This is a genomic window from Shinella curvata, assembly GCF_022899935.1.
GTDB lineage: Bacteria > Pseudomonadota > Alphaproteobacteria > Rhizobiales > Rhizobiaceae > Shinella > Shinella curvata.
The window spans coordinates 634230-655934 of sequence record NZ_JALJCJ010000003.1 but is presented as its reverse complement, the minus strand read 5'-3'; the positions used below and the strand labels follow the sequence as shown (position 1 = coordinate 655934).

Below are 21705 nucleotides of genomic sequence, written 5' to 3'. Positions count from 1 at the left end.
TCAGTCCTGGTATCCGAGCGTCTTGCGGACATCGGCCGGCCAGAGCGCGATATCCATGCCGTGACGGGCAAACAGCGCGAGCGCGATGCGCTCCAGGCCGAAGCCGACGCAGGCGGTGTGCGCGACGTCGCCGTTTTCGAGGTTCAGGCCCCACTTCGCGCCGAAGGCGTCCTGATGGTAGTTGAAGCTCATGCAGGCCGTCGGCTTGGCAGCCGAGGTGACGGGGATCAGCAGTTCGAACTTCAGGTTCTGGTCGCGCTGGTTGTTGGCCATCATGCGGCCGGCGCGGCCGAAGAACGGGTCGTTGGCCACGTCCATCGTCACGTCGAGGCCGACCTTGGCCATCATCTCGAGACCGCGATCCATCCAGGTCTGGCGGAACTCGGTGACGTGCTCCTGCGTGCCCATGCAGACATATTCGCGCATGCGGAACAGCTGCTGGCGGGCCGGGTCGTTCGACGGCTCATGGCGGAAGCAGTAGGACTGCAGGTCGTAGAGGCCGCCCTTGGCCGGCAGGCGGCCGCGCTTGGCGATGGTCGGATAGAGCGGATAGCAGGCGGCCGGCGTCAGCACGATGTCGGTCGCCTTCTGGTCCTTGGTCCAGTCGCCGTTCACTTCCATGCACTGCAGCAGGTTCATGTGGTCGGCATCGCCGCCGCAGAAGCTGTGCACGGTGCCGGCGAGCTGCGGGAAGCTCTTCATGTAGCCTGATGTTTCGAAATGCGCGCGGTTCATGCCCGGCGGAAAGCGCATGGCCTCCGCGCCATCGGCACCGCCGAAGGCATCGATCAGCCGTTCGAAGCGGGCGATCACATCCTCGAAGGCGCCCGAGCGGCCATAGAGGCCCTCGACGCCGGTATCGATGAGCAGACCGGAATCGAAGAGCCGGTCGAGAAGCGAAGTCTGCATATCCATGGTGTCACCCGATCAGGCTGGTGTCCTGCTTGTGAACAAGCAGGAGGTTGGACGTGTTGCCGAGGATGCGGTCGTTGGAAATCATCAACTGGGCGGAATGCGCATCTCGCAGGTGCCGGCCGATGCTGAACGGCGTGCCGTTCTTGTAGCCCATGATGCCGACGATCAGCATCGCCTGGTTGATGATGGCAAGGATCGTCTCGGAAGAGGCGATCTTCACGTTGTTCATCGCGACCGCGAAGCCCATGGAGGAGAGCCGGTCCGGATCCGCCTTTGCCGCTTCGTATTCGCGAAGGCCGGCGATGGTGTTGGACTTCACGAGCTGCAGCAGGTTGGAGGCTTCCGCCAGGCGCAGCGCGCCGGGCGGTGTCTGGCCGGGGCTCTTGCGGGCAGCGGCGCGGACGAAGGCCTGGGCGCGGGCAACCGCGTTGACGGCGATGCCGTACCAGACGGCGCTCCAAAGGAGGTGCGAGGTGGCGAGCATCGACTGTGCCGCGATCTCGGCGAAGGGCTTGGGAAGGATCTGTTCCTTCGGCGCCTCGCCCTTGAACAGCCAGCCGTCCGAGCAGGTGCCGCGCATGCCGAGCGTATCCCACACATGGGTCTGCTCCAGTGTGTACTGGTCTTTGGTGAAGACCGTCATGACCTGGTCGGTCGAGGCGGCATCCGCATGCGCCCGCGAGGTGATGAGGATCGCATCGGCATGGGCGCCGTAGGAGATGACGGTGGCGTCCTTGGTCAGGCGGCAGGTGTCGCCTTCGATTTCGATGGCGCAGATGCTGTTGCGCAGATTGCCGCCGATGCCGCCCTCGGTCGTCGCCGAGGCGAGCAGCAGCTGTTCGTCGGAGACCCGGCGCATGAAGGCGGAATGCCAGGCATCACCCGCGCCGTGCGAGACGAGGCTCGACAGCTTGATGTGGTGCATGGCGAAGACCATGGCCGCCGCCGAGCAGCTCTGGCCGAGCAGTGAACAGACTTCCGCGATCTGCGAAAGCGACGCGTCCTCGCCACCGAGAGCGGCGGGGATCTGGATGGACAACAGCCGCTCGGCGATCATCGCGTCGACGGCTTCCCGCGGGAAGCGGCCCTTGACGTCCACATCGTCGGCATGCACTGCGGCCACGGCGGAAACGCGCTCGGCGCGTTCCGCAAGGCTCGAACCGACGGTGAGGGTCATTCGGCGGCCTCCGCATTGCCGACGAGGCTCGAGACCGCCCGCGTGATCGCGTCCACGCTCTGGAAGGACTTGCGGTTGAGCAGGTTGTCGGGGAATTCGACATCGAAGGCTTCCTCGATGCCGAGCATCACCTGCACGGAGGCGAAGGAGGACAGGCCTGCCGCATAGAGATCGGCATCGTCGGCGAGCGTCTCGACCGGAACCGGGAGGCCGCCATGTTTGCCCAGGATATCGCGGATCTTCTGCTTCATGTTCGTCTCCATCGGTTTCTCGGCCGGCCGGGGCTGGCTGTGCTTATTCTTCGAGAAAGATATAACCGACGGTTGATAAGATCGGCTGAAGGGACATGGATAAGATTCTGTGAAGCCGGAAAAGCAGGTGAATCGTACTGAACCGGTCGTCACCGAGGCTTCATGAAGAAATACTAAATGACCCTGCTTTTTCAGCGTGTTGCGCGCAATCCCGGCTGTATTGCAATGGCACGGTTCGATGCCATTTGCATTGCGTTAGCCATACTCTGAAAGCGTATGGGATTGGCGGCTCCGGGGCTTGAAAAATCAGCTCAGGGAAGGGCCGGGCAGGCGCCGAGCTTCGCGGGCAGGCCGCCACCGGCGACGAGGGCGGCGAGCTGCGGCCGGTCGCCATCGGCGGTCGGCTGGATGTTCAGCGCCTCCGTCGCCGGCCACCAGTCGCCGCCGGCCCAATAGGTCCAGCCGGTCCAGACGGTCTGCTCCTTGTTGACCAGCGCCGTCATGCGGGCCAGTCCGTCGAGGCAGGCCTTGTCGGCGGAGCCGCCGAACTCGCCGAGGAAGCCGCGTTTGCCGTTGCGCTTCAGCCAGTCGGTGAAACCCTGCAGGGCCTTCACCGCATCGTCGGCCCGCGCGCAGGTTTCCGCCTTGCCGGAAAAATCGTCGTCGAGATACTGGTGTACTTCGTAGGCATGGTTGTCGGCGGGGTCCTCGATGCCGAGCATGACGGTTCCGTTGGCGCCGCCGTCGCGCTCTTGTTCCCAGCTGTGCGCGCCGGTCCAGATGGTGCCGGGCACCAGCACGAGGTTCTTTGCGCCCGTCTCGCGGATGGCGGCGATGGCGGCATTGGCGGAGGCGAGCCACTGCGTTGCCGTCACGTCATACGGCTCGTTCATCAGGCCGAACTGCACGCCGGCATCGTCCTTGTAGTCCTCGGCCAGGCGCTTCCAGAAATCGGCGAAGGCGCTGTCGGGCACCTTGGTCGAGCCGATCTGATTGTCGCCGTAATAGGCATAATTGTGCGGATCGAGGATGACGGTCTGGCCTGCGGCGCGCAGCGCCTTCACGGTCTCGGAAAGCCGCTTGCGCTCCGCCTTGTCGAAGTCGCGCTTGAGGCGCGGTTGCAGCCGCTCCCATTTGAAGGGCAAGCGCACGGCGTTGAACCCCTTGCCGGCGAAATAGGCGATCGTCTCGGCGGAGGGATAGGCATAATCCTTGCCATGGGTGCCGCGACCCTTGCCGAACTCGGCGCCGGCCAGATTGACGCCGCGCAGGCAGGCAGCACCCGCCTGAGCGGGGATCGCAAACGAGACCATGGCTGCCACCACCAGTTTCGAGAGTGCCGATGCGCGGCCCGAGGATACCATGCCTGTCTCCGTTCCGGGCTTGGTGCCGCCGGACCTGCGTGAAAACAAAGGGGCCGAACGCGTCAGGCGCCGGGACGTTCCGCGAGACGCCCGTGCGGCACGCCGTATTTGGTCCCGCCAAGGGTGGCACGATACACGTCTGCGTAGCGATCCGCCACGCGATCCCAGGAATAGGCTGCCGCAGCGTCCATTGCCGCGCGGCGATAGCCGGCGGGATCGAGCGCCAGCATGGCGTGAGCGCCTGCAATGCCGTCGGCGGCCGTGCGCGCATCGGAAAAATCACAGAGCCGGATTTCCGGGTGGCTGGCGGCAAGGTCCGTATAGGCGACGTTCGGATGCAGCACCGGCACGAGGCCGGCGCTCATCGCCTCGATGGCGACGAGGCCGAAGCCCTCATATTCGGACGCCGACGCGAAGAGCGAGGTGTCGCCGATCAATCCGCGCACGGCTTCGTTGGAGAGGCCGATATGCACGGTGACATTGGCGTCGAGGCCACGGGCGCGCACCATGCCGGCCAGGTCGTCGGCGGAATGGTCGCCGGGCACGCCGGCAATGTCGAGATGCCAGGTCGGGTCGGCGGCGGCGAGGGGCACCATGGCGTCCATCAGCCGGTCGAGGCGCTTGTTGACGGAGAAGCGGCCGACGGTGATCAGCCGGCGGCAGGCGTCGCGAGCGCCTGCATCGCCGAATTTCTGCGTATCCGCACCGTTGTCGATGCGCACGACGCGGCTGCCGGCGACTTTCTGAAAGGTGCGGGTATCCTGCGCGCTGCAGCCGATGATGCGGCGATAGGCGAGCGCCGAAAGCCGCGTCGTCGTGTTGAACCAGACGGTCTTGAGGCCGGAGAATTTCGCGGTGTGGAAGAAGCCGCCATGGGTTGTGGCGATCAGCGGCTTGCGATGCGCCAGCCAACCCCAAGCGAGTGCGTCATAGAAGAAATCGATGGCGTGCACATGCACGATCGCAGCGTCCGAGAGGTGGCGGAAGACCTGCGGGGCGATCGGATAGCGCGTGCTGCCGGAATAGGGGATGCGCACGACTTCGACGCCATCGATGATCTCGCGCGCCGGCAAGGTCTTGTCGGGGGCGGAAAACAGCCGGTCGAGTGTCACGACCCGCACGCGAAAACCGCGCGACAGAAGCTGGCGCGACAGCTGTGCCACGACATCCTCCAGCCCGCCGCGGTTCGGGATGTACTGGCGCACGACCTGCACGGCCAACGGCGCTGATGCATTCGAGGCGGCAAGGGTGGCAGGGCTCATCGCGGTCATCCATAGCAGGGATCGAGCGCCGCAGCCGCTCGAGCGACGACGCTGCCGGGCGACACCATCGCGCCCAATCGCGTCGATCAAGGCGCCTGCGATGTTAAGGCCGCGTTAAGGCGCGCGGCCTTCCGCAAACAGGATTAAGAGATTGCAACCGCCGCGCGCCCTGACAAGCATGCGTAGTGGCACGCCTCAGTGCGCCTCGTCCCAGTTGGTCGCGGCGCGCGCATCCACCTTCAGCGGCACTTTCATCGAAAGCGCCGGCATGGAGGCGTTTTCCATGACATCGACGATGACCGGGATGGCCTTGTCGACTTCGCCGTCCTCGACCTCGAAGATCAGTTCGTCGTGCACCTGGAGCAGCATACGGGCGGACAGACCGGCCGCGGCCAGCGCCGGCTCCATCTTCACCATGGCGCGGCGGATGATATCGGCGGCGGAACCCTGGATCGGCGCGTTGATCGAGGCGCGTTCGTTGAAGGCGCGCACCGAGGGGTTGGACGACTTGATCTCGGGATAGTGCGCGCGGCGGCCGAAGATGGTTTCGACATAGCCGTTCTCGCGGGCGAAGGCCTTTGTCGAATCCATATAGTCCTTGATGCCGGGGAAGCGTTCGAAATATTTCTTGATGTAGTCGCTCGCTTCCGACCGCTCGATCGACAGCTGATTGGCGAGGCCGAAGGCTGAGATGCCGTAGATGATGCCGAAATTGATCGCCTTGGCGCGGCGGCGCACTTCCGACGGCATGCCCTCGACGGGAACGCCGAACATTTCCGATGCGGTCATGGCATGTATGTCGACGCCATCGGCAAAGGCCTGTTTCAACTGCGGGATTTCAGCGACATGGGCGAGCACGCGCAGCTCGATCTGGCTGTAGTCGGCCGAAACCAGCTTGTTGCCCGGCGTCGAAATGAAGGCCGTGCGGATTTTTCGGCCTTCGGCGGTGCGGACCGGAATGTTCTGCAGGTTCGGATCGGACGAGGACAGGCGGCCTGTTGTCGTCGAGGCCAGCGCGTAGGAGGTGTGCACGCGCTTGGTGTCGGGATGCACGAAGCCGGGGAGGGCGTCGGTATAGGTGGATTTCAGCTTGGTGAGCTGGCGCCAGTCGACGATCTTGCGCGGCAGCGGGATGCCCTGGGCGGCGAGGTCTTCCAGCACCTGCGCGGAGGTCGACCACTGGCCGGTCTTCGTCTTGGAGGCGCCCGGCAGGCCCATCTTGCCGAACAGGATATCGCCGAGCTGTTTCGGCGAGCCGATGTTGAAGCGCTCGCCGGCCAGCTCGTAGATTTCTTCCTCGTAGCCTGCGGCCCCCTGCGCCAGCTCGCCCGACAGGCGGGACAGGACCTGCCGGTCGATGGTGATGCCGCGCTCTTCCATGCGCGCGAGCACCGGCACCAACGGGCGTTCCAGCCGCTCGTAGACGGCGGTCATGCGGTTTGCCGCAAGGCGTGGCTTCAGCACATGCCAGAGGCGCAGCGTCACGTCGGCGTCCTCGGCCGCGTAGGCCGTGGCGCGGGAAATGTCGACCATGTCGAAGGTCTGCGCGCCCTTGCCGGAACCGGCGACGTCCTTGTAGGCGATCGGCTTGTGGCCGAGCCAACGCTCCGAGAGCGTGTCCATGCCATGTGTCGTCACGCCGGCATCGAGCGCATAGGACATCAGCATCGTATCGTCGAAGCTCTGCACGGTGATGCCGTGGCGGCGCATGACGAGGTAATCGTATTTGAGGTTCTGCGCGACCTTGAGGACCGAGGGGTCCTCAAGCAGCGACTTCAGTCGCTCCAGCGCCGCGCGGATCGGGATCTGCCCTTCGGCAAGCCCGCCGCCGAGCAGATCGCCGACGCCGGTCTTGTGGTTGAGCGGCACGTAGCAGGCGCGGATCTTCACACCCGTCGGGTCCTTGGCATTGTCGGCAATGGCGAGCGAGAAGCCGCAGAGCTCGGCCTGCATGGCATCGAGCGAGGTGGTCTCGGTGTCGAACGCGACGAGGCCGGTGTCGCGCGCCGCGGCGATCCAGCGGTCGAGGGTGGCGAGATCGCGCACCGTCTCATAGGTGGAATGGTCGATAGGGGCGGCAGAAAAACGCTCGGCCCGCGATCCGGCGAGCGAAGCGGGTGTTGCGCCACCGGCGCCGGCGGTGGGCAGCAGCGTCTTGGCCGCCTCGGCCGCCGTCTCGTTGCCGTCGAGCACGAGGGCAGGGCCGGCGACATCGCCCTTGTCGAGATCCGGGCCGCGCGCCTCTGCACCCCATTCGACCGGCACATCGGCCGCATCGATGGCGCCGGCATCACAGGCACAGTCTTCCGCGACGCGGCGCGTTAGCGTGGTGAATTCCATCGCCTTCAGGAAGGCGATGAGTTTCGGGCCGTCCTGCGGGTGCAGCGTCAGTTCGTCCAGCGTCGTGTCGAGCGGCGTATCGGTCTTCAGCGTGACAAGCTGGCGCGAGATCAGCACGAGGTCGCGGTTGGCAATGATGTTCTCGCGGCGTTTGACCTGCTTGATCTCCTCGGCGCGAGCGAGCAGCGTGTCGAGATCGCCGTATTCCTCGAGCAGCTGTGCAGCGGTCTTCGGGCCGATGCCGGGCACGCCCGGCACATTGTCGGTGGAATCGCCAGTCAGCGATTGCAGGTCGATCATCTTCTCCGGCGGCACGCCCCATTTCTCGATCACTTCGGGAATGGAGATCTGTTTGTCCTTCATGCTGTCATACATCGAGACCTTGTCGGTCACGAGCTGCATGAGGTCCTTGTCGGAGGAGACGATTGTGACGTCGGCGCCGTCGGCCTCGGCAAGCCGGGCATAGGTGGCGATCAGGTCGTCGGCCTCGAACCCTTCCTTCTCGATGCAGGGCAGGTTGAAGGCGCGCGTCGCATGGCGGATCAGGCCAAACTGCGGGATCAGGTCTTCCGGCGGTGCCGTGCGGTTCGCCTTGTACTGGTCGTAGAGCGCATTGCGGAAGGTCTTCGAGGAATAATCGAAGATGACCGCGAAATGCGTCGGCGTGACACCCACATCGGTGTTGCGCGCATCCTTCAGCAGCTTCCACAGCATGTTGCAGAAACCCGAGACGGCATTGACCGGCAAACCGTCGGATTTGCGGTTGAGCGGCGGGATGGCGTGGAAGGCGCGGAAGATGAAACCGGAGCCGTCGACGAGGAAGAGATGATCACCTTTTTTCATGGGGAATGGATAGCGCGGGCTTCCTTCCGCGTCCATCTCTCATTGCGGTTCGAGGGCCTTTCAGAAGGCCTGAAACCCTCACACGAACGTTACCAATTTGTAATTCTCGAAAGCCTCCGAATCCCTTGAAAAGCCACATTCGGACCCACAAATATTCCTCATCGGCACCTGATCAAGCCGCTGTCTGGCATCCCGGCCTGTCCCCCGCCGCGCCAGACAAGGACAAAGGCCTCATCCCCCTCTCCGGGCCTTTGTCCATCATTCGCAGAAGCCGCCGCGACAAGCCTCCTGTCGTCGGCGGCTTCTTGCATTTCGGGCCCGCGCGGAAAATGTCGCGCAGCCTGCGTCAAGCCATTTGCAATGCCTGCGATCCATCATTGTCTTCCAACGGGAACCGGCATAGCTTTCGGCATGGACTTTGACCGGAAGGAGTCGGCTGCTTACCTCGCCAATCTCCTGGCGAAGGGGGCGTCCCGCGCGCTGCAGGCGCGGGCGGACGGGAGCGGCTTTGCCCCCGGCCAGTTCCCGGTGCTCCTGGAGCTGTGGAGCGGCGACGGCCTCACCCAGCGCGAACTTCTGGATCGGCTCGACATTGAACAGGCGACTATGGCCAACACGCTGTCACGCATGGAGCGCGACGGGCTGATCTCGCGGAAGAAGCACCCCAAGGACAAGCGGGCGTCGCTCGTCTATCTCACCACGCGCGGCAAGGCATTGCGCGAGACGGCGATGGCGGCGGCCTCCGAGACGGAAGACGCGCTGTTCCAGGGGTTTCGCCGCTTCGAGCGGGAGCTTCTGCTGGAATATATGCGCATGGTGCTGGCCAATCTCGGCCGCGACCCGCGGCTCTGACGTCGCAGAACCGTCATACGATTTGCCCTCTCCGACGCGATCGGTCTAATGTCGCGCCCGAACGTCATTTGATTTGCGCATGGTGTGCCCGCAAAGCGCTCGAAACGCCTTGCGCGCCATGCACTGGGGAATCCGACCATGACCAATATCCTGCCCGTCCTCGATCGCGCCAGCGCCGATATTCCGGCCAGCCTCGAACGCCTGTTCGAATTGGTGCGCATCAAGTCCATCTCCACCGATCCGGCCTTCAAGGCGGACTGCCGCCGGGGGGCCGAATGGCTGGTCGCGGAGCTGCGTTCGCTCGGCTTCGACGCCACGGTGCGCGATACGCCCGGCCATCCGATGGTCGTCGCCCATCATGACGGCGCCAAGCCCGATGCACCGCATGTGCTGTTCTACGGCCATTATGACGTCCAGCCGGTCGATCCCCTGAACCTGTGGGACCATGATCCCTTCGAGCCGGCCGTGCGCGATGCCGGCGAGGGCCGCCGCGTCATCACCGGCCGTGGCACGTCCGACGACAAGGGGCAGCTGCTGACCTTCGTGGAGGCCTGCCGCGCCTACAAGGAAACCGTAGGTGCGCTGCCCTGCCGCGTCACCATCCTGTTCGAAGGCGAGGAGGAATCCGGCTCACCCTCGCTGAAGCCTTTCCTGGAAGCCAATGCCGCCGAGCTGACCGCCGACTTCGCGCTGGTCTGCGATACCAGCATGTGGGATGCTGATACGCCGGCCATTTCCGCGGGCTTGCGCGGCCTTGTCGGCGAGGAGGTCGTCATCAAGGCGGCCGACCGGGATCTGCATTCCGGCTATTTCGGCGGTGCTGCGGCAAATCCGGTCCATATCCTCTCGACCATTCTCGCCGGCCTGCACGACGAGACCGGCCGCGTGACGCTCGATGGTTTCTATGACGGCGTCGAGGAAACGCCGACACAGATCAAAGCCGCCTGGGAAACGCTGGGCAAGACGGCGGAAGGCTTCCTCGGCGAGATCGGCCTCTCGATCCCCTCGGGTGAAAAGGGGCGTTCGGTACTCGAACTCACCTGGGCACGGCCGACGGCGGAAGTTAACGGCATCACCGGTGGCTATACCGGCGAGGGTTTCAAGACGGTCATCGCTGCCGAAGCCTCGGCAAAGGTCTCCTTCCGCCTCGTCGGCAAACAGGATCCCGCAAAGATCCGCGACGCCTTCCGCGCCTATGTGCGCTCGAAAATCCCGGCGGACTGCTCGGTGGCGTTCCATGCTCACGGCGGTTCGCCGGCGATCCAGCTGCCCTATGATTCGGCGCTGCTGTCCAAGGCGAAATCGGCTCTGTCCGACGAATGGCCGAAGCCCGCCGTCGTCATCGGCATGGGCGGATCCATCCCGATCGTTGGCGATTTTCAGAAGATGCTGGGTATGGAATCCCTGCTCGTCGGCTTCGCGTTGTCGGATGACCGCATCCATTCGCCGAACGAGAAGTACGAATTGCGCTCCTTCGAGAAGGGCATCCGCTCCTGGGTGCGTATTCTCTCCGCGCTCGCGGCGCACTGACTAAGATGTGATGACGATTTGGGCTGGCATTAACCCGATGACACGGAAATGCTGGTCCACTGACCGAACAAAGGGCCGCGTCGCCTTGAGGGCGAATGACAGGTCCGGACGGTGGGGTAACGGAATGGCTTTTTACGGGGCATATGCGGGAAGACCCTGCTGCCCCGGCGGTGGGACGCCGGGCACGCGGGGGAAGGCGGGATGAAGCGACTGAAAAAATTCTTCTGGCCGCTGGTCAGCACGCTCGCGATCATCCTATCGGTCTATATTCTCTACAAGGACCTGAGGGGCCTTTCGCTCGACGACTTCATGGCGAGCATCCATGCCATTCCCGTTTCGGGCTGGGTGCTGGCTTCCTGCGCGACGCTCCTCGCCTATGCGGCTCTTGCGGCCTACGACCATCTGGCGCTGGAACATCTCGGCCATCGCATCTCGCTGTGGTTCATCACCATCACCTCGTTTACGACCTATGCGCTCTCGCACAATATCGGCGCCTCGGTCTTCTCGGGCGCGCTGGTGCGCTATCGGGCCTATACATCGAAAGGGTTGACAGCCTCGGAGGTCGGCGTGCTCGTCGCCTTCTGCTCCTTCACCTTCGCGCTCGGCACGGTGATGCTGTTCGGCCTCGTTCTGGTGCTGGAACCGGAGATCGTCGGGCGCTTTTCCCATGTCCTGCCGATCGAGGCGGCCTTCTCGACCGGCATCTTCATTCTGGCGCTCGTCGTGCTTTATGTGATCGGCAGCCTCGTCGGCTTCCGGCCGATCAACACGCGCTGGCTCAAGCTTGAATACCCAAAACCCTCGCTGGTCTTCCGCCAGCTCTTCATCGCGCCCATCGAGCTGATCGGCGCGGCGGCGATCATCTATTTCGTGTTGCCGGCGGAGGGCAATCCCGGCTTCTTCGTCGTGCTCGGCATCTTCCTCGCCTCTTTCTCCGTGGCGCTGCTCTCGCATGCGCCCGGTGGCATCGGCGTTCTGGAACTGGTCTTCATCGCCGGCCTGCCGGACATGGATCCGGCGACGGTGCTTGCGGCGCTCGCCGTCTTCCGGCTGTTCTACCTGATCATCCCTTTCATCATGGCACTGGTGGTTATCCTGATCTACGAACGACAGCGTTTCCTCGCCCGCCGCAGCAACGGCGAAGACTGACGGTACGGATAGTTTTGGTTCATCCCGGGTTCAGCCGAATTCTTTCATGCTATGAACCGTCTAGATCACTGTTCAACAGTGACAACCAAGGGAGATCGACATGAAGACAACGATCAAGAGCGGCTTTGCCGCTGCCATGGCCGTCGCCATGTTCGCCACGACATTCGTATCGGCGCCAGCCGTCGCCATGCCGCTTGCCAAGGTCGGTGCCGCGCAGACGAGCGATGTCGAGCAGGTGCAGTACCGCGAGCGTCGTGGCTGGCACGGTGGCCATCGCGGCTACAGGCATCATCGCCATGGCTATCGTCGCCATTCGGATGGCTGGTGGTATCCTATGGCAGCTTTCGGTGCCGGCGCGATCATCGGCGGGGCGATTGCCAACAGCTATGACGAGCCGCGCTATGCGGGCATCAATCCGCGCCACGTCGAATGGTGCTATGCGCGCTATCGCTCGTACCGGGACTACGACAACACGTTCCAGCCGAACTATGGCGGCCGCCGCCAGTGCTATTCGCCTTACTACTAAGGTTTTTACCGGGCGGCTCGAAAGGCCGCCCGGTCTCCTTCCGGGGGCGGGCTGAGGCGGCTACTGGAAGAGCCGTAGCACGCCCTCGGCATTGGTGTTGGCGATCTGAAGCGTTTGCAGGCCCAGCTGCTGCTGGGTTTCCAACGCCTTGAGTCGGGTCGATTCCTCGTTCATGTCGGCATCGACGAGCCTGCCGATGCCCTGGCCGATGGCGTCGCTCAGATTTTCCAGAAAGGCCGATGACAGGGAGATGCGGCTCTCCAGCGCCCCGAACATCGAGGCGACCTTGATCATGCGCTCCGTCATCAGGTCGACGACCACGGTCATTTCCTCGAGCTCCTGTCGCGTCGTTTCCGGCGTCAGCGTGATTTCCGGATGGCCGCCGTGGTTGGCGCCGCTGATCAGCACCCAGTCCTGGCTGTAGCCCTGCATGGTGGCAAAGCCGGAATTGGTGATGATGCCGTCGCAGCCGCCATCCGAGACGAGGTAGAAGACCTGGTCCGTGTCGAAGACGGCGGTCATGTCGAACTTGATATTGGTGATCGCCACGCCGCCGGCCTCGTTGCGCACGAAGGAGGCGGGCAGCGATTTCACGCCGTTCTGCATCGGGTCGGTCGGATCGGTCATATGCAGCCAGTTCTGGCCGGCAAAGGAGGCCGAATCGGCAATCGACCGCAGCTGGTCCTTCAGTTGGTCGAGTTCGGTGTTGATCTTCACCTTGTCGACGCCGTCTTCATGGGCGGCCACGAGTTTCGCCTTGACCTGGTGCATGACCTCGATGGCCGAGGACATGCCGGCATAGGCGGTGTTGACGATGCTTTCGCTGATGCCGAGTGCGTCGGAAACCGCATCCAGCGCCATGCTATCGGAGCGCATGGTGGTGGCAACGGCCCAATAGGCGACATTGTCCTCGGCGGTCTGCACGCGAAGGCCGCTGGAAACACGGCCTTGCGCGTCCATCATGCTGGAATTGAGCGCGCGAAGGGTCTGCAGCGCGGAAACCGCGCCCGCATTCGTAAGGATGCTGGTCATATCAAATCATTCAAAAAGGGGATTGTGCCCGTCATGGGCCGGGAAGGTCATGCCGAGTAAGCGGGATTATGGTTAACGAAATCTGAATCACCCAATTTTTACCAAACTTCTCAATGGATTAGCGATGTCTTGAATGTGTTTTTCTGAAATGCCCGGGCTTTCATGGCGGACGAAGGAACGGTGGAAAGCGCGAAAGCCGGGATGGGGCGTTTGCTATTCCTTAACCACCCCTTAAATCGCCTCATTTAAGGTTCAGGGACCGCAACGTTTTCAAGGGTATATCCGACCGTTCATGGCAGCCAATCGCAAATCCCAACGCATCGAGCCCTCGTTCCAGGCATCGGGGGGCCGAGACGACGACGATTTTCATGTCGGCGCCGGCGATCGTGTGGCAGGAGGCGGCGGGCGCAAGGGACGCGGCAAGGCAGCGAAGGCCGAGCGGCCGCAGCGCGGCTCCGGCCGCCGCCGGAGCAGGTCGTCGGGTGGGGGCGGCGGCCTCTTCGGCCTGGTGCGTCGGCTCATCTATTGGTGCGTCGTGCTCGGCATCTGGGGCGCCATCGGCGTGGGCGGGCTGGTGCTCTACTACGGCGCGCGCATGCCGAGCGCCACGAGCTGGTCGATCCCCGACCGACCGCCCAACATCAAGATCCTTGCCGTCAGCGGCGATGCGATCGCCAATCGCGGCCTGACGGGCGGCGAGGCGCTGTCGCTGGAAAACATGTCGCCCTATATTCCGCAGGCCGTTATCGCCATCGAGGACCGCCGCTTCTATTCGCATTTCGGCGTCGACCCGCTCGGCCTTGCCCGCGCGATGCTCACCAACATCACGACCGGCCGGATGGTGCAGGGCGGTTCCACGCTGACGCAGCAGCTGGCGAAGAACATGTTCCTCTCGCCGGACCGCACGCTGGAGCGCAAGGTGCAGGAGGTGCTGCTCGCGTTCTGGCTGGAGCACAAATACTCCAAGGACCAGATCCTTGCGATGTACCTGAACCGCGTGTTCTTCGGCTCGAATTCCTACGGCGTCGAGGCTGCCTCGCGGCGCTATTTCAACAAGTCGGCGCGCGATGTGAACCTTGGCGAGGCCGCCCTTCTCGCCGGTCTTCTGAAAGCGCCGTCGCGCCTTTCTCCGGCGCGCGATCCGGAAGCCGCCGAAGCCCGCGCGCAGGTGGTGCTCGGCGCCATGCGCGAGGAAGGTTTCGTCACCGAAAACGAGATCACGACGGCGATGTCGCAGACGCCGGCACGGGCAAAAAGCTACTGGTCCGGTGCGCAGCACTATGCCGCCGACATGGTCATGGCCCAGCTTCCCGGCATGATCGGCGACATCAAGGAAGATCTCGTCATCGACACGACGATCGACCTCGACCTCGAAAAGAAAGCCGACGAGGCGATCACCGCGGTCATGGACAAGGAAGGCGCCAAGCTGAACGCCTCGCAGGCCGCCCTCGTCTCCATCGACGGCACGGGCGCCATCCGCGCGCTGGTTGGCGGGCGTGACTATGCCGAAAGCCAGTTCGACCGTGCCTCCAAGGCCAAGCGCCAGCCGGGCTCGGCCTTCAAGCCCTTCGTCTATGCGGCAGCGCTGGAAGCCGGCCGCTCTCCGCTTTCCATCCGCAACGACGCGCCGGTGCGGATCGGCAAGTGGACGCCGGAAAACTACGATCAGAAATACCGAGGCGAGGTGACGCTCGCCTCCGCTCTTGCCAATTCGCTGAACACCATCGCCGCCCAGCTCGTCATGGAGGTCGGCCCCGACGAGGTGATCAAGCTTGCCCGCCGGCTTGGCATCGAATCGGAGCTGCAGTCGAACGCCTCCATCGCGCTCGGCACGTCGGAAGTGACCCTGGTGGAGCTGACGGCCGCCTATGCGCCCTTCATGAACGGCGGCTACAAGGCGACGCCGCACATCATCCGCCGCATCTCGACGGCCGATGGCAAGGTCCTCTACGAAAACACTTACGACAACCCGCCCCGCGTGCTGGGTGAAAACATCGTCGCCCAGATGAACGGCATGATGATGCGCGTCATCACCGAGGGCACCGGCAAGAACGCCCGCGTTCCCGGCTGGTCCGTCGCCGGCAAGTCGGGCACGACCCAGTCGTTCCGCGACGCGCTCTTCGTCGGCTACACCAGCAACCTGACGACCGGCGTCTGGTTCGGTAACGATGACGGCAAGTCGATGAAGAAGGTCACGGGCGGCGGGCTTCCCGCCAAGGCCTTCAGCCAGTTCATGACCGCCGCCCACACCGGCCTTGCGCCTTCGCCGCTCTTCGGCACGGCAAACGGTGGCCTGCCGGCAGCCGGCGAAACCGTGCCCGAGCCGGAAGGCGATCAGCTCTTCGACATCATCTCGCGCACGCTCGGCACGGACGAACAGCCCGCCGGCAATGGCGCCGCCGTCGCAAGCGAACAGACAGGCTCCGTCCCCTTCGAAGACGGCCTGACGCCCCCCGCCGATGTCGGCGGTGAGCGCCAGCCGGGCACGCGGCGCACGACCTTGCTGGATGTGCTACTGGGTGGCTGAGGACGTCGGCGCGGTGTCATCGTTCGTCACGGGCGGCGGGCAACCGTGCTCGAGCCGCCTCTATCCCCAAGCGATAACCACGTTCGACGGCTCGATCGGATGATCCACCCAGACGCGGATGCGTGTTTTTGTGGATGGCACGTGCGCCACCGCATACTGAGGCTCGTTCGCGTCGAACAGAATCAGCTCTTGGTTGGGCGTGTTCAGAATCGTGTCGGAATCCGGCTTCCTCGCCTCCGCAATCTCGCTATACGGGCCGAGTGTCACATGGGTATCTCCGTCGCTCCAGTAGTAGGCTGGAATGTTGACGCAGTCTTCCGAAACAAAGATCCCCTGCCTGTTCATATGAACTGGAATATCGACATTCCGACGACCCGCAACGTAAAAGCTTACATATTCTGGAGCGATCGACATGTGTTGCACGGACATAACGTCAATACCTCCCCTTCGATAAAAGTCCGCCCTGCGAAATTTTGCACCACCAACAGTGTGGATAAATCCTGCTTGGTTTGCCAATTGATCTCGGCACTTGATGGTCGCCAATGAAGTGGTCGCGAGGTGTTCCCGGCGTTTTTATACCACACCAATGGCATCCATAGGTGCGGCCGATGCGGTCAACTTCCGCTTGCTCCGTCCTGTTAAGCCGCCTGTTGGTTGCCGGTGCAGCGACCCACTCTTTTGCATAAGGCCCGACCCCGGTGCGTGTTAGTCGCCGCTGGAGCGCGCGAAGCGTCGCCTCCCGTGCTATCGCCTCATTGGCGCGTATCAACCCATCGACTGTCTCACAGGCTTGCGGCGTTGGCTTCCAGTTCGGTTCACGCCTGTGAACGGCGCGTAGCGCCTCCTGCATCCGGCTCGTACTGACCGCCAGCCTTGCCTCCTGTGCGGGTGTTATGGCCTGCCCTCGCCCGAGGATGCGGGCCTGTCCCCACCACGTGGTCCACGACGACTGACGAGGATTGGTTGGTTTTCGGCACCGTCGCCAACCCATTGTCCACCGTCGGGATTGCCGGCGGGGACGCGCGGTTGATCAACGCGAAAGCCGGCTTTTAACCGGAGGGATAGAGCGAGCGCACGGATTTCGACGGCGATCGCTGCATACCGGTAGCTCAACCGTAAAATGCCAGGGTCTGTCGGGCCCTTCGAAATCATTGCCGCACAGTCCGCCTTTGACTAGCGGATAATTGTGCGCGTGGTTGTGGTGACGGGGACAATTGGCGTTAGAAAATTGGGTGAGCCCAGTGTAAGCTTTTGAATATGCGAATGTGTTTTACCGCTTTTCGCATCCTGGCATTCTCGTTCAGGCCGGAGTCTCGCCATTTTTTGGTAGGTTCGACTTCCGCAAATCAGCCGCTCTGCGCCTGAGCAGGTGTCGGGGCTGTACGAATATCCGCGCGACGACACCAACGGATCGTGCCCTTTGGCTTGACGCCCGTCGGGAACCTCACCACATTGCGTCCCGCAGACGGCTCACCCCTCTCATAGTGCTGATTTTGCGCGCTTTGCGGCGCGGCAATGTCTTGCAGTCGTCTGGAGGCGTCCTTATATACCCCGCAAAGCTTCGGATCCGTTCGATGCTTTCGCTACGACCATACCATTAGGGGCTGCCAAAAGAATGCCTGAATGGGTTCCGGCAGTTCGCTTGAAGGAGAGAATGACATGGCTAAAGTAATCGGTATCGACCTCGGGACGACCAATTCCTGCGTATCCGTCATGGACGGCAAGGACGCGAAGGTCATTGAAAATGCCGAAGGCGCGCGTACGACCCCTTCGATCGTCGCCTTCAACGATGATGGCGAGCGCCTGACCGGCCAGCCGGCGAAGCGCCAGGCCGTCACCAACCCGGAAAACACCCTGTTCGCCGTGAAGCGCCTCATCGGCCGCCGCTACGACGACAAGCTCGTCGAGAAGGACAAGGGTCTCGTTCCCTACAAAATCGTCAAGGGCGACAACGGCGACGCCTGGGTCCAGGCCCAGGGCACCGGCTATTCGCCTTCGCAGATCTCCGCGATGATCCTTCAGAAGATGAAGGAAACTGCCGAATCCTACCTCGGTGAAAAGGTCACGCAGGCCGTCATCACCGTTCCGGCCTACTTCAACGACGCGCAGCGTCAGGCAACCAAGGATGCCGGCAAGATCGCCGGTCTCGAAGTTCTGCGCATCATCAACGAGCCGACGGCTGCGGCCCTCGCCTACGGCCTGGACAAGAAGGACGGCAAGACCATCGCCGTCTACGACCTTGGCGGCGGCACGTTCGATATCTCGGTTCTGGAAATCGGCGATGGCGTCTTCGAAGTGAAGTCGACCAACGGCGACACCTTCCTCGGCGGTGAAGACTTCGACATGCGTCTCGTTGAGTACCTGGCGGCCGAGTTCAAGAAGGACCAGGGCATCGACCTGAAGAACGACAAGCTCGCTCTGCAGCGCCTCAAGGAAGCTGCCGAAAAGGCCAAGATCGAACTCTCGTCCTCGCAGCAGACCGAAATCAACCTGCCGTTCATCACGGCGGATGCGTCCGGCCCGAAGCACCTGACGATGAAGCTGACCCGCGCCAAGTTCGAGGCTCTGGTCGACGACCTCGTGAGCCGCACCGTCGCGCCTTGCAAGGCAGCCCTCAAGGATGCCGGCGTCACGGCGGCCGAGATCGACGAAGTCGTTCTCGTCGGCGGCATGAGCCGCATGCCGAAGGTGCAGGAAGTCGTCAAGCAGCTGTTCGGCAAGGAGCCGCACAAGGGCGTCAACCCGGATGAAGTCGTCGCCATGGGTGCGGCCATCCAGGCCGGCGTTCTGCAGGGCGACGTCAAGGACGTTCTGCTCCTCGACGTGACCCCGCTGTCGCTCGGCATCGAAACGCTGGGTGGCGTCTTCACCCGTCTGATCGAGCGCAACACGACGATCCCGACGAAGAAGTCGCAGACCTTCTCGACCGCTGAGGACAACCAGTCGGCCGTGACCATCCGCGTCTCGCAGGGCGAGCGTGAAATGGCTGCGGACAACAAGCTGCTCGGCCAGTTCGATCTCGTCGGCATTCCGCCGGCCCCGCGCGGCATGCCGCAGATCGAAGTCACCTTCGACATCGACGCCAACGGCATCGTGCAGGTCTCGGCCAAGGACAAGGGCACCGGCAAGGAGCACCAGATCCGCATCCAGGCTTCCGGTGGCCTCTCCGACGCCGACATCGAGAAGATGGTCAAGGACGCCGAGGCCAATGCCGAGAACGACAAGAAGCGCCGTGAGGGCGTCGAGGCGAAGAACCAGGCCGAAAGCCTGATCCACTCCTCGGAAAAGTCGCTCAAGGAATATGGCGACAAGGTCACAGAAGACGACCGCAAGGCCATCGAAACCGCGATCGCCGACCTCAAGACCGCTGTCGAGGCTTCCGAGCCGGATGCCGAAGACATCAAGGCCAAGACCAACACGCTCATGGAAGTCTCCATGAAGCTCGGTCAGGCGATCTACGAGGCCCAGCAGGCTGAAGAGGCTGCGTCCTCGGGCGATGCCGGCGACAACGTCGTCGATGCCGACTACGAGGAAGTCAAGGACGACAAGAAGTCGGCCTAAGCCTCCAGACAGACCGGCCGCGTTTTTCGCGGCCGGTGCACTTGGATAGCGAAAAGGCGGAAGTCAGCGCGAAGGGAACAAGGCCGAGATGATCACGCCCGTTTTCAGCGGTGACGATGTCCTGGCCCTGTCTTTTGCACCGGCTCCCGCCTTTTTTCATGCGCGCTTTTCAGGCGCGCAGGCTGAAGGCAAGTTTGCTCATCCATAACAAGAAGACCGTTCCCGCGAAACGGATGTGAACCCGAATGGCAAAAGCTGATTTTTACGAGACGCTGGGTGTCTCCAAGACCGCCGACGAGAAGGAGCTGAAGAGCGCCTTCCGCAAGATGGCGATGAAGTATCATCCGGACAAGAATCCGGGCGATGCCTCTGCCGAGCAGAAGTTCAAGGAAGTCAACGAAGCCTACGAGACGCTGAAGGACGCGCAGAAGCGCGCGGCCTACGACCGCTACGGTCACGCCGCCTTCGAGCAGGGCGGCATGGGCGGCGGTGGCGGCGGCTTCCAGGGCGGCGGCTTCTCCGACATCTTCGAAGACATCTTCGGCGAGATGATGGGCGGCGGGCGCCAGCGGCGCTCCTCCGGCGGGCGTGAGCGCGGCGGCGACCTGCGCTACAACATGGAAATCTCGCTGGAAGAAGCCTATGCCGGCAAGACCGCGCAGATCCGCGTGCCGACATCGATCACCTGCGACGTCTGCACGGGAACCGGCGCCAAGCCCGGCACCAGCCCGAAGACCTGCGCGACCTGCCAGGGCTCCGGCCGTGTGCGTGCCGCGCAGGGCTTCTTCTCGATCGAGCGCACCTGCCCGACCTGTCATGGCCGCGGCCAGACGATTACCGATCCCTGCACCAAGTGCCACGGCAACGGCCGCGTCACGGAAGAGCGTTCGCTGTCGGTCAACATTCCCGCCGGTATCGAAGATGGCACGCGCATCCGCCTGTCGGGCGAGGGCGAGGCCGGCGTTCGCGGCGGTCCGGCGGGCGATCTTTATATCTTCCTGTCGGTCAAGCCGCATGAATTCTACCAGCGAGACGGGGCGGATCTCTATTGCGCCGTGCCGATCTCGATGACGACGGCGGCGCTTGGCGGCACCTTCGACGTCGCGACGCTCGACGGCACAAAGTCGCGCGTCTCGGTGCCGGAGGGTACGCAGGCGGGCAAACAGTTCCGCCTGAAGGGCAAGGGCATGCCGGTGCTGCGCTCCAGCCAGGTCGGCGATCTCTATATCCAGATCCAGATCGAGACACCGCAGAAGCTGACCAAGCGCCAGCGCGAGCTGCTCAAGGAATTCGAGGAGATTTCCTCGAAGGACAACAATCCGGAATCCGCGGGCTTCTTCGCGCGGATGAAGGAATTCTTCGAAGGCTGATAACCTGAAGAGAACAAGGAAAAGCCGGGGTTCAAAAGACCCCGGCTTTTTTCATGCGGCGCGCAGGATGAAATTCGAAAACCGCTTCTGCACGAAGGGGGAGACGAAGAAGACGATCGAAAACACCATGACGGGTGCGATGACCGCCGTGCGCTGCCAGATCGTCCAGTTCTCGGTGAGTGGCAGCACGATGTAGAGGATCGCGGTGATCAACGGGTAGACGGGCAGCAGCATGGCGAGCGCTAGGTGCAGTTTGGAGAGCTTGCGGGGAGCGGATTGGATGGTCATGGGAGAGAGCCTTTATGGAACGGAACGTTTCGTTTATATAGAAACGAAACGTTCCGTTCAAGTAGCTTTTGTGCTAAAAGAGCAAAAAAGGAAAAACCAATGTCCGACGTCGTCGAAACCACACCCGCCCGCCGCTCGATAGGCGCCACGCGCAATCCCGACAGTGAGGCCGCAATTCTTGCGGCGGCGGAGGCCGTGCTCCTGGAAAGCGGACTGAACGGCTTCTCCATCGAAGCGGTGGCTAAGCGTGCGCGCGCCGGCAAGCCGACGATCTATCGCTGGTGGCCCTCGCAGGCTGCCCTGCTGCTTGATGTCTATCACAGCCGCAAGCGGGTGAACTTCATCTATCCCGATACGGGCACGATCCGCGGAGACCTGCGTGCCTATCTCTCCGGCCTGTTGACCACCTGGCGCGAGGGCACTAGCGGCGAGGTGTTTCGCTGCGTGGTGGCGAAGGCGCAGGCCGAGCCCGCGGCCTTGGCCGCCCTTTCGGCCTATATGAGCGACCGCCGCTGCCAGAGCGGAAAAATCATCGAGAAGGCGCAGGCGCGCGGCGAAGTCCGCGCCGACGTCAAGCCGGAGCTGATCACGGAACTGCTATCGAGCTTCGCCTGGGGGCGGCTCCTGACCGAGCGACTGGATGTTCCCGAGGACGAGATCGACGCGATCGTCGATACGGTATTGTCGGGCATCGCGCTGAAGCCGGTCGCCTGACGTT

17 protein-coding genes are annotated in these 21705 nt (G+C 63.2%); 8 read left to right on the top strand and 9 right to left on the bottom strand.

The window, feature by feature from the left end:
• The 6 genes from MUU55_RS14755 to polA all read right to left on the bottom strand — a co-directional run bounded on the left by MUU55_RS14755 (position 1) and on the right by polA (position 8152).
• Complete coding sequence (locus MUU55_RS14755) at positions 1-915, bottom strand: amino acid--[acyl-carrier-protein] ligase (protein WP_244761482.1); 915 nt, start codon at positions 913-915, stop codon at positions 1-3.
• Positions 916-919: 4 nt separating this feature from the next.
• A complete protein-coding gene (locus tag MUU55_RS14750; protein WP_244761481.1) occupies positions 920-2092 on the bottom strand; it encodes an acyl-CoA dehydrogenase family protein in 1173 nt (390 codons plus the stop codon).
• Positions 2089-2343, bottom strand: a complete 255-nt coding sequence (locus tag MUU55_RS14745; RefSeq protein WP_117368358.1) for an acyl carrier protein — start codon at positions 2341-2343, stop codon at positions 2089-2091. Before MUU55_RS14745 ends, MUU55_RS14750 begins: the two co-directional genes overlap by 4 nt.
• Before the next feature lie 311 nt (positions 2344-2654).
• Entirely contained in the window at positions 2655-3707 is a 1053-nt protein-coding gene (locus MUU55_RS14740; RefSeq protein WP_244761480.1) for a glycoside hydrolase family 5 protein, read from the bottom strand.
• A gap of 62 nt (positions 3708-3769) precedes the next feature.
• Positions 3770-4969: a glycosyltransferase family 4 protein gene (locus MUU55_RS14735; protein ID WP_244761479.1), complete on the bottom strand. Its 1200-nt coding sequence runs from the start codon at positions 4967-4969 to the stop codon at positions 3770-3772.
• 195 nt (positions 4970-5164) lie between these two features.
• On the bottom strand, positions 5165-8152 hold the full coding sequence (gene polA / locus MUU55_RS14730; protein ID WP_244761478.1) for a DNA polymerase I: 2988 nt from the start codon (positions 8150-8152) through the stop codon (positions 5165-5167).
• A gap of 411 nt (positions 8153-8563) precedes the next feature.
• Between polA and MUU55_RS14725 the strand changes: the two genes are divergently transcribed.
• The 4 genes from MUU55_RS14725 to MUU55_RS14710 all read left to right on the top strand — a co-directional run bounded on the left by MUU55_RS14725 (position 8564) and on the right by MUU55_RS14710 (position 12209).
• A complete protein-coding gene (locus tag MUU55_RS14725; RefSeq protein ID WP_244761477.1) occupies positions 8564-9004 on the top strand; it encodes a MarR family winged helix-turn-helix transcriptional regulator in 441 nt (146 codons plus the stop codon).
• Between the two features lie 138 nt (positions 9005-9142).
• Complete coding sequence (locus MUU55_RS14720; protein ID WP_244761476.1) at positions 9143-10534, top strand: M20/M25/M40 family metallo-hydrolase; 1392 nt, start codon at positions 9143-9145, stop codon at positions 10532-10534.
• 201 nt (positions 10535-10735) lie between these two features.
• On the top strand, positions 10736-11683 hold the full coding sequence (locus MUU55_RS14715; protein ID WP_244761475.1) for a lysylphosphatidylglycerol synthase domain-containing protein: 948 nt from the start codon (positions 10736-10738) through the stop codon (positions 11681-11683).
• Between the two features lie 100 nt (positions 11684-11783).
• Positions 11784-12209, top strand: a complete 426-nt coding sequence (locus MUU55_RS14710) for a BA14K family protein (RefSeq protein ID WP_425314175.1) — start codon at positions 11784-11786, stop codon at positions 12207-12209.
• Between the two features lie 60 nt (positions 12210-12269).
• Here MUU55_RS14710 and MUU55_RS14705 read toward each other — a convergent pair whose 3' ends face one another.
• A complete protein-coding gene (locus tag MUU55_RS14705) occupies positions 12270-13241 on the bottom strand; it encodes a flagellin N-terminal helical domain-containing protein (protein WP_244761474.1) in 972 nt (323 codons plus the stop codon).
• A gap of 292 nt (positions 13242-13533) precedes the next feature.
• Here MUU55_RS14705 and MUU55_RS14700 point away from each other — a divergent pair, with 292 nt between their 5' ends.
• A complete protein-coding gene (locus tag MUU55_RS14700; protein WP_244761473.1) occupies positions 13534-15768 on the top strand; it encodes a transglycosylase domain-containing protein in 2235 nt (744 codons plus the stop codon).
• Between the two features lie 60 nt (positions 15769-15828).
• Here MUU55_RS14700 and MUU55_RS14695 read toward each other — a convergent pair whose 3' ends face one another.
• Positions 15829-16311, bottom strand: coding sequence for a hypothetical protein (locus tag MUU55_RS14695; RefSeq protein WP_244761472.1), 483 nt, complete (start codon positions 16309-16311; stop codon positions 15829-15831).
• Positions 16312-17427: 1116 nt separating this feature from the next.
• Here MUU55_RS14695 and dnaK point away from each other — a divergent pair.
• Together dnaK and dnaJ are read left to right on the top strand one after the other, a co-directional pair.
• On the top strand, positions 17428-19329 hold the full coding sequence (gene dnaK / locus MUU55_RS14690) for a molecular chaperone DnaK (protein WP_244761471.1): 1902 nt from the start codon (positions 17428-17430) through the stop codon (positions 19327-19329).
• A 245-nt stretch (positions 19330-19574) separates the two neighbouring features.
• On the top strand, positions 19575-20699 hold the full coding sequence (gene dnaJ / locus MUU55_RS14685; RefSeq protein ID WP_244761470.1) for a molecular chaperone DnaJ: 1125 nt from the start codon (positions 19575-19577) through the stop codon (positions 20697-20699).
• A gap of 51 nt (positions 20700-20750) precedes the next feature.
• On the opposite strand, the gene MUU55_RS14680 is transcribed toward dnaJ, so the two are convergent.
• Positions 20751-20987, bottom strand: coding sequence for a hypothetical protein (locus MUU55_RS14680; RefSeq protein ID WP_244761469.1), 237 nt, complete (start codon positions 20985-20987; stop codon positions 20751-20753).
• A 99-nt stretch (positions 20988-21086) separates the two neighbouring features.
• Between MUU55_RS14680 and MUU55_RS14675 the strand changes: the two genes are divergently transcribed.
• Positions 21087-21701 carry a TetR/AcrR family transcriptional regulator gene (locus MUU55_RS14675; RefSeq protein WP_244761468.1) on the top strand — a complete coding sequence of 205 codons (615 nt, stop codon included), beginning with the start codon at positions 21087-21089 and terminating at the stop codon, positions 21699-21701.
• Positions 21702-21705: the final 4 nt, after the last annotated feature.

Coding starts and splice junctions, on each gene's coding strand:
- MUU55_RS14755 (WP_244761482.1), bottom strand. CDS start 915: ATGGATATGCAGACTTCGCTTCTCGACCGGCTCTTCGATTCCGGTCTG.
- MUU55_RS14750 (WP_244761481.1), bottom strand. CDS start 2,092: ATGACCCTCACCGTCGGTTCGAGCCTTGCGGAACGCGCCGAGCGCGTT.
- MUU55_RS14745 (WP_117368358.1), bottom strand. CDS start 2,343: ATGAAGCAGAAGATCCGCGATATCCTGGGCAAACATGGCGGCCTCCCG.
- MUU55_RS14740 (WP_244761480.1), bottom strand. CDS start 3,707: ATGGTATCCTCGGGCCGCGCATCGGCACTCTCGAAACTGGTGGTGGCA.
- MUU55_RS14735 (WP_244761479.1), bottom strand. CDS start 4,969: ATGAGCCCTGCCACCCTTGCCGCCTCGAATGCATCAGCGCCGTTGGCC.
- polA (WP_244761478.1), bottom strand. CDS start 8,152: ATGAAAAAAGGTGATCATCTCTTCCTCGTCGACGGCTCCGGTTTCATC.
- MUU55_RS14725 (WP_244761477.1), top strand. CDS start 8,564: ATGGACTTTGACCGGAAGGAGTCGGCTGCTTACCTCGCCAATCTCCTG.
- MUU55_RS14720 (WP_244761476.1), top strand. CDS start 9,143: ATGACCAATATCCTGCCCGTCCTCGATCGCGCCAGCGCCGATATTCCG.
- MUU55_RS14715 (WP_244761475.1), top strand. CDS start 10,736: ATGAAGCGACTGAAAAAATTCTTCTGGCCGCTGGTCAGCACGCTCGCG.
- MUU55_RS14710 (WP_425314175.1), top strand. CDS start 11,784: ATGAAGACAACGATCAAGAGCGGCTTTGCCGCTGCCATGGCCGTCGCC.
- MUU55_RS14705 (WP_244761474.1), bottom strand. CDS start 13,241: ATGACCAGCATCCTTACGAATGCGGGCGCGGTTTCCGCGCTGCAGACC.
- MUU55_RS14700 (WP_244761473.1), top strand. CDS start 13,534: ATGGCAGCCAATCGCAAATCCCAACGCATCGAGCCCTCGTTCCAGGCA.
- dnaK (WP_244761471.1), top strand. CDS start 17,428: ATGGCTAAAGTAATCGGTATCGACCTCGGGACGACCAATTCCTGCGTA.
- dnaJ (WP_244761470.1), top strand. CDS start 19,575: ATGGCAAAAGCTGATTTTTACGAGACGCTGGGTGTCTCCAAGACCGCC.
- MUU55_RS14680 (WP_244761469.1), bottom strand. CDS start 20,987: ATGACCATCCAATCCGCTCCCCGCAAGCTCTCCAAACTGCACCTAGCG.
- MUU55_RS14675 (WP_244761468.1), top strand. CDS start 21,087: ATGTCCGACGTCGTCGAAACCACACCCGCCCGCCGCTCGATAGGCGCC.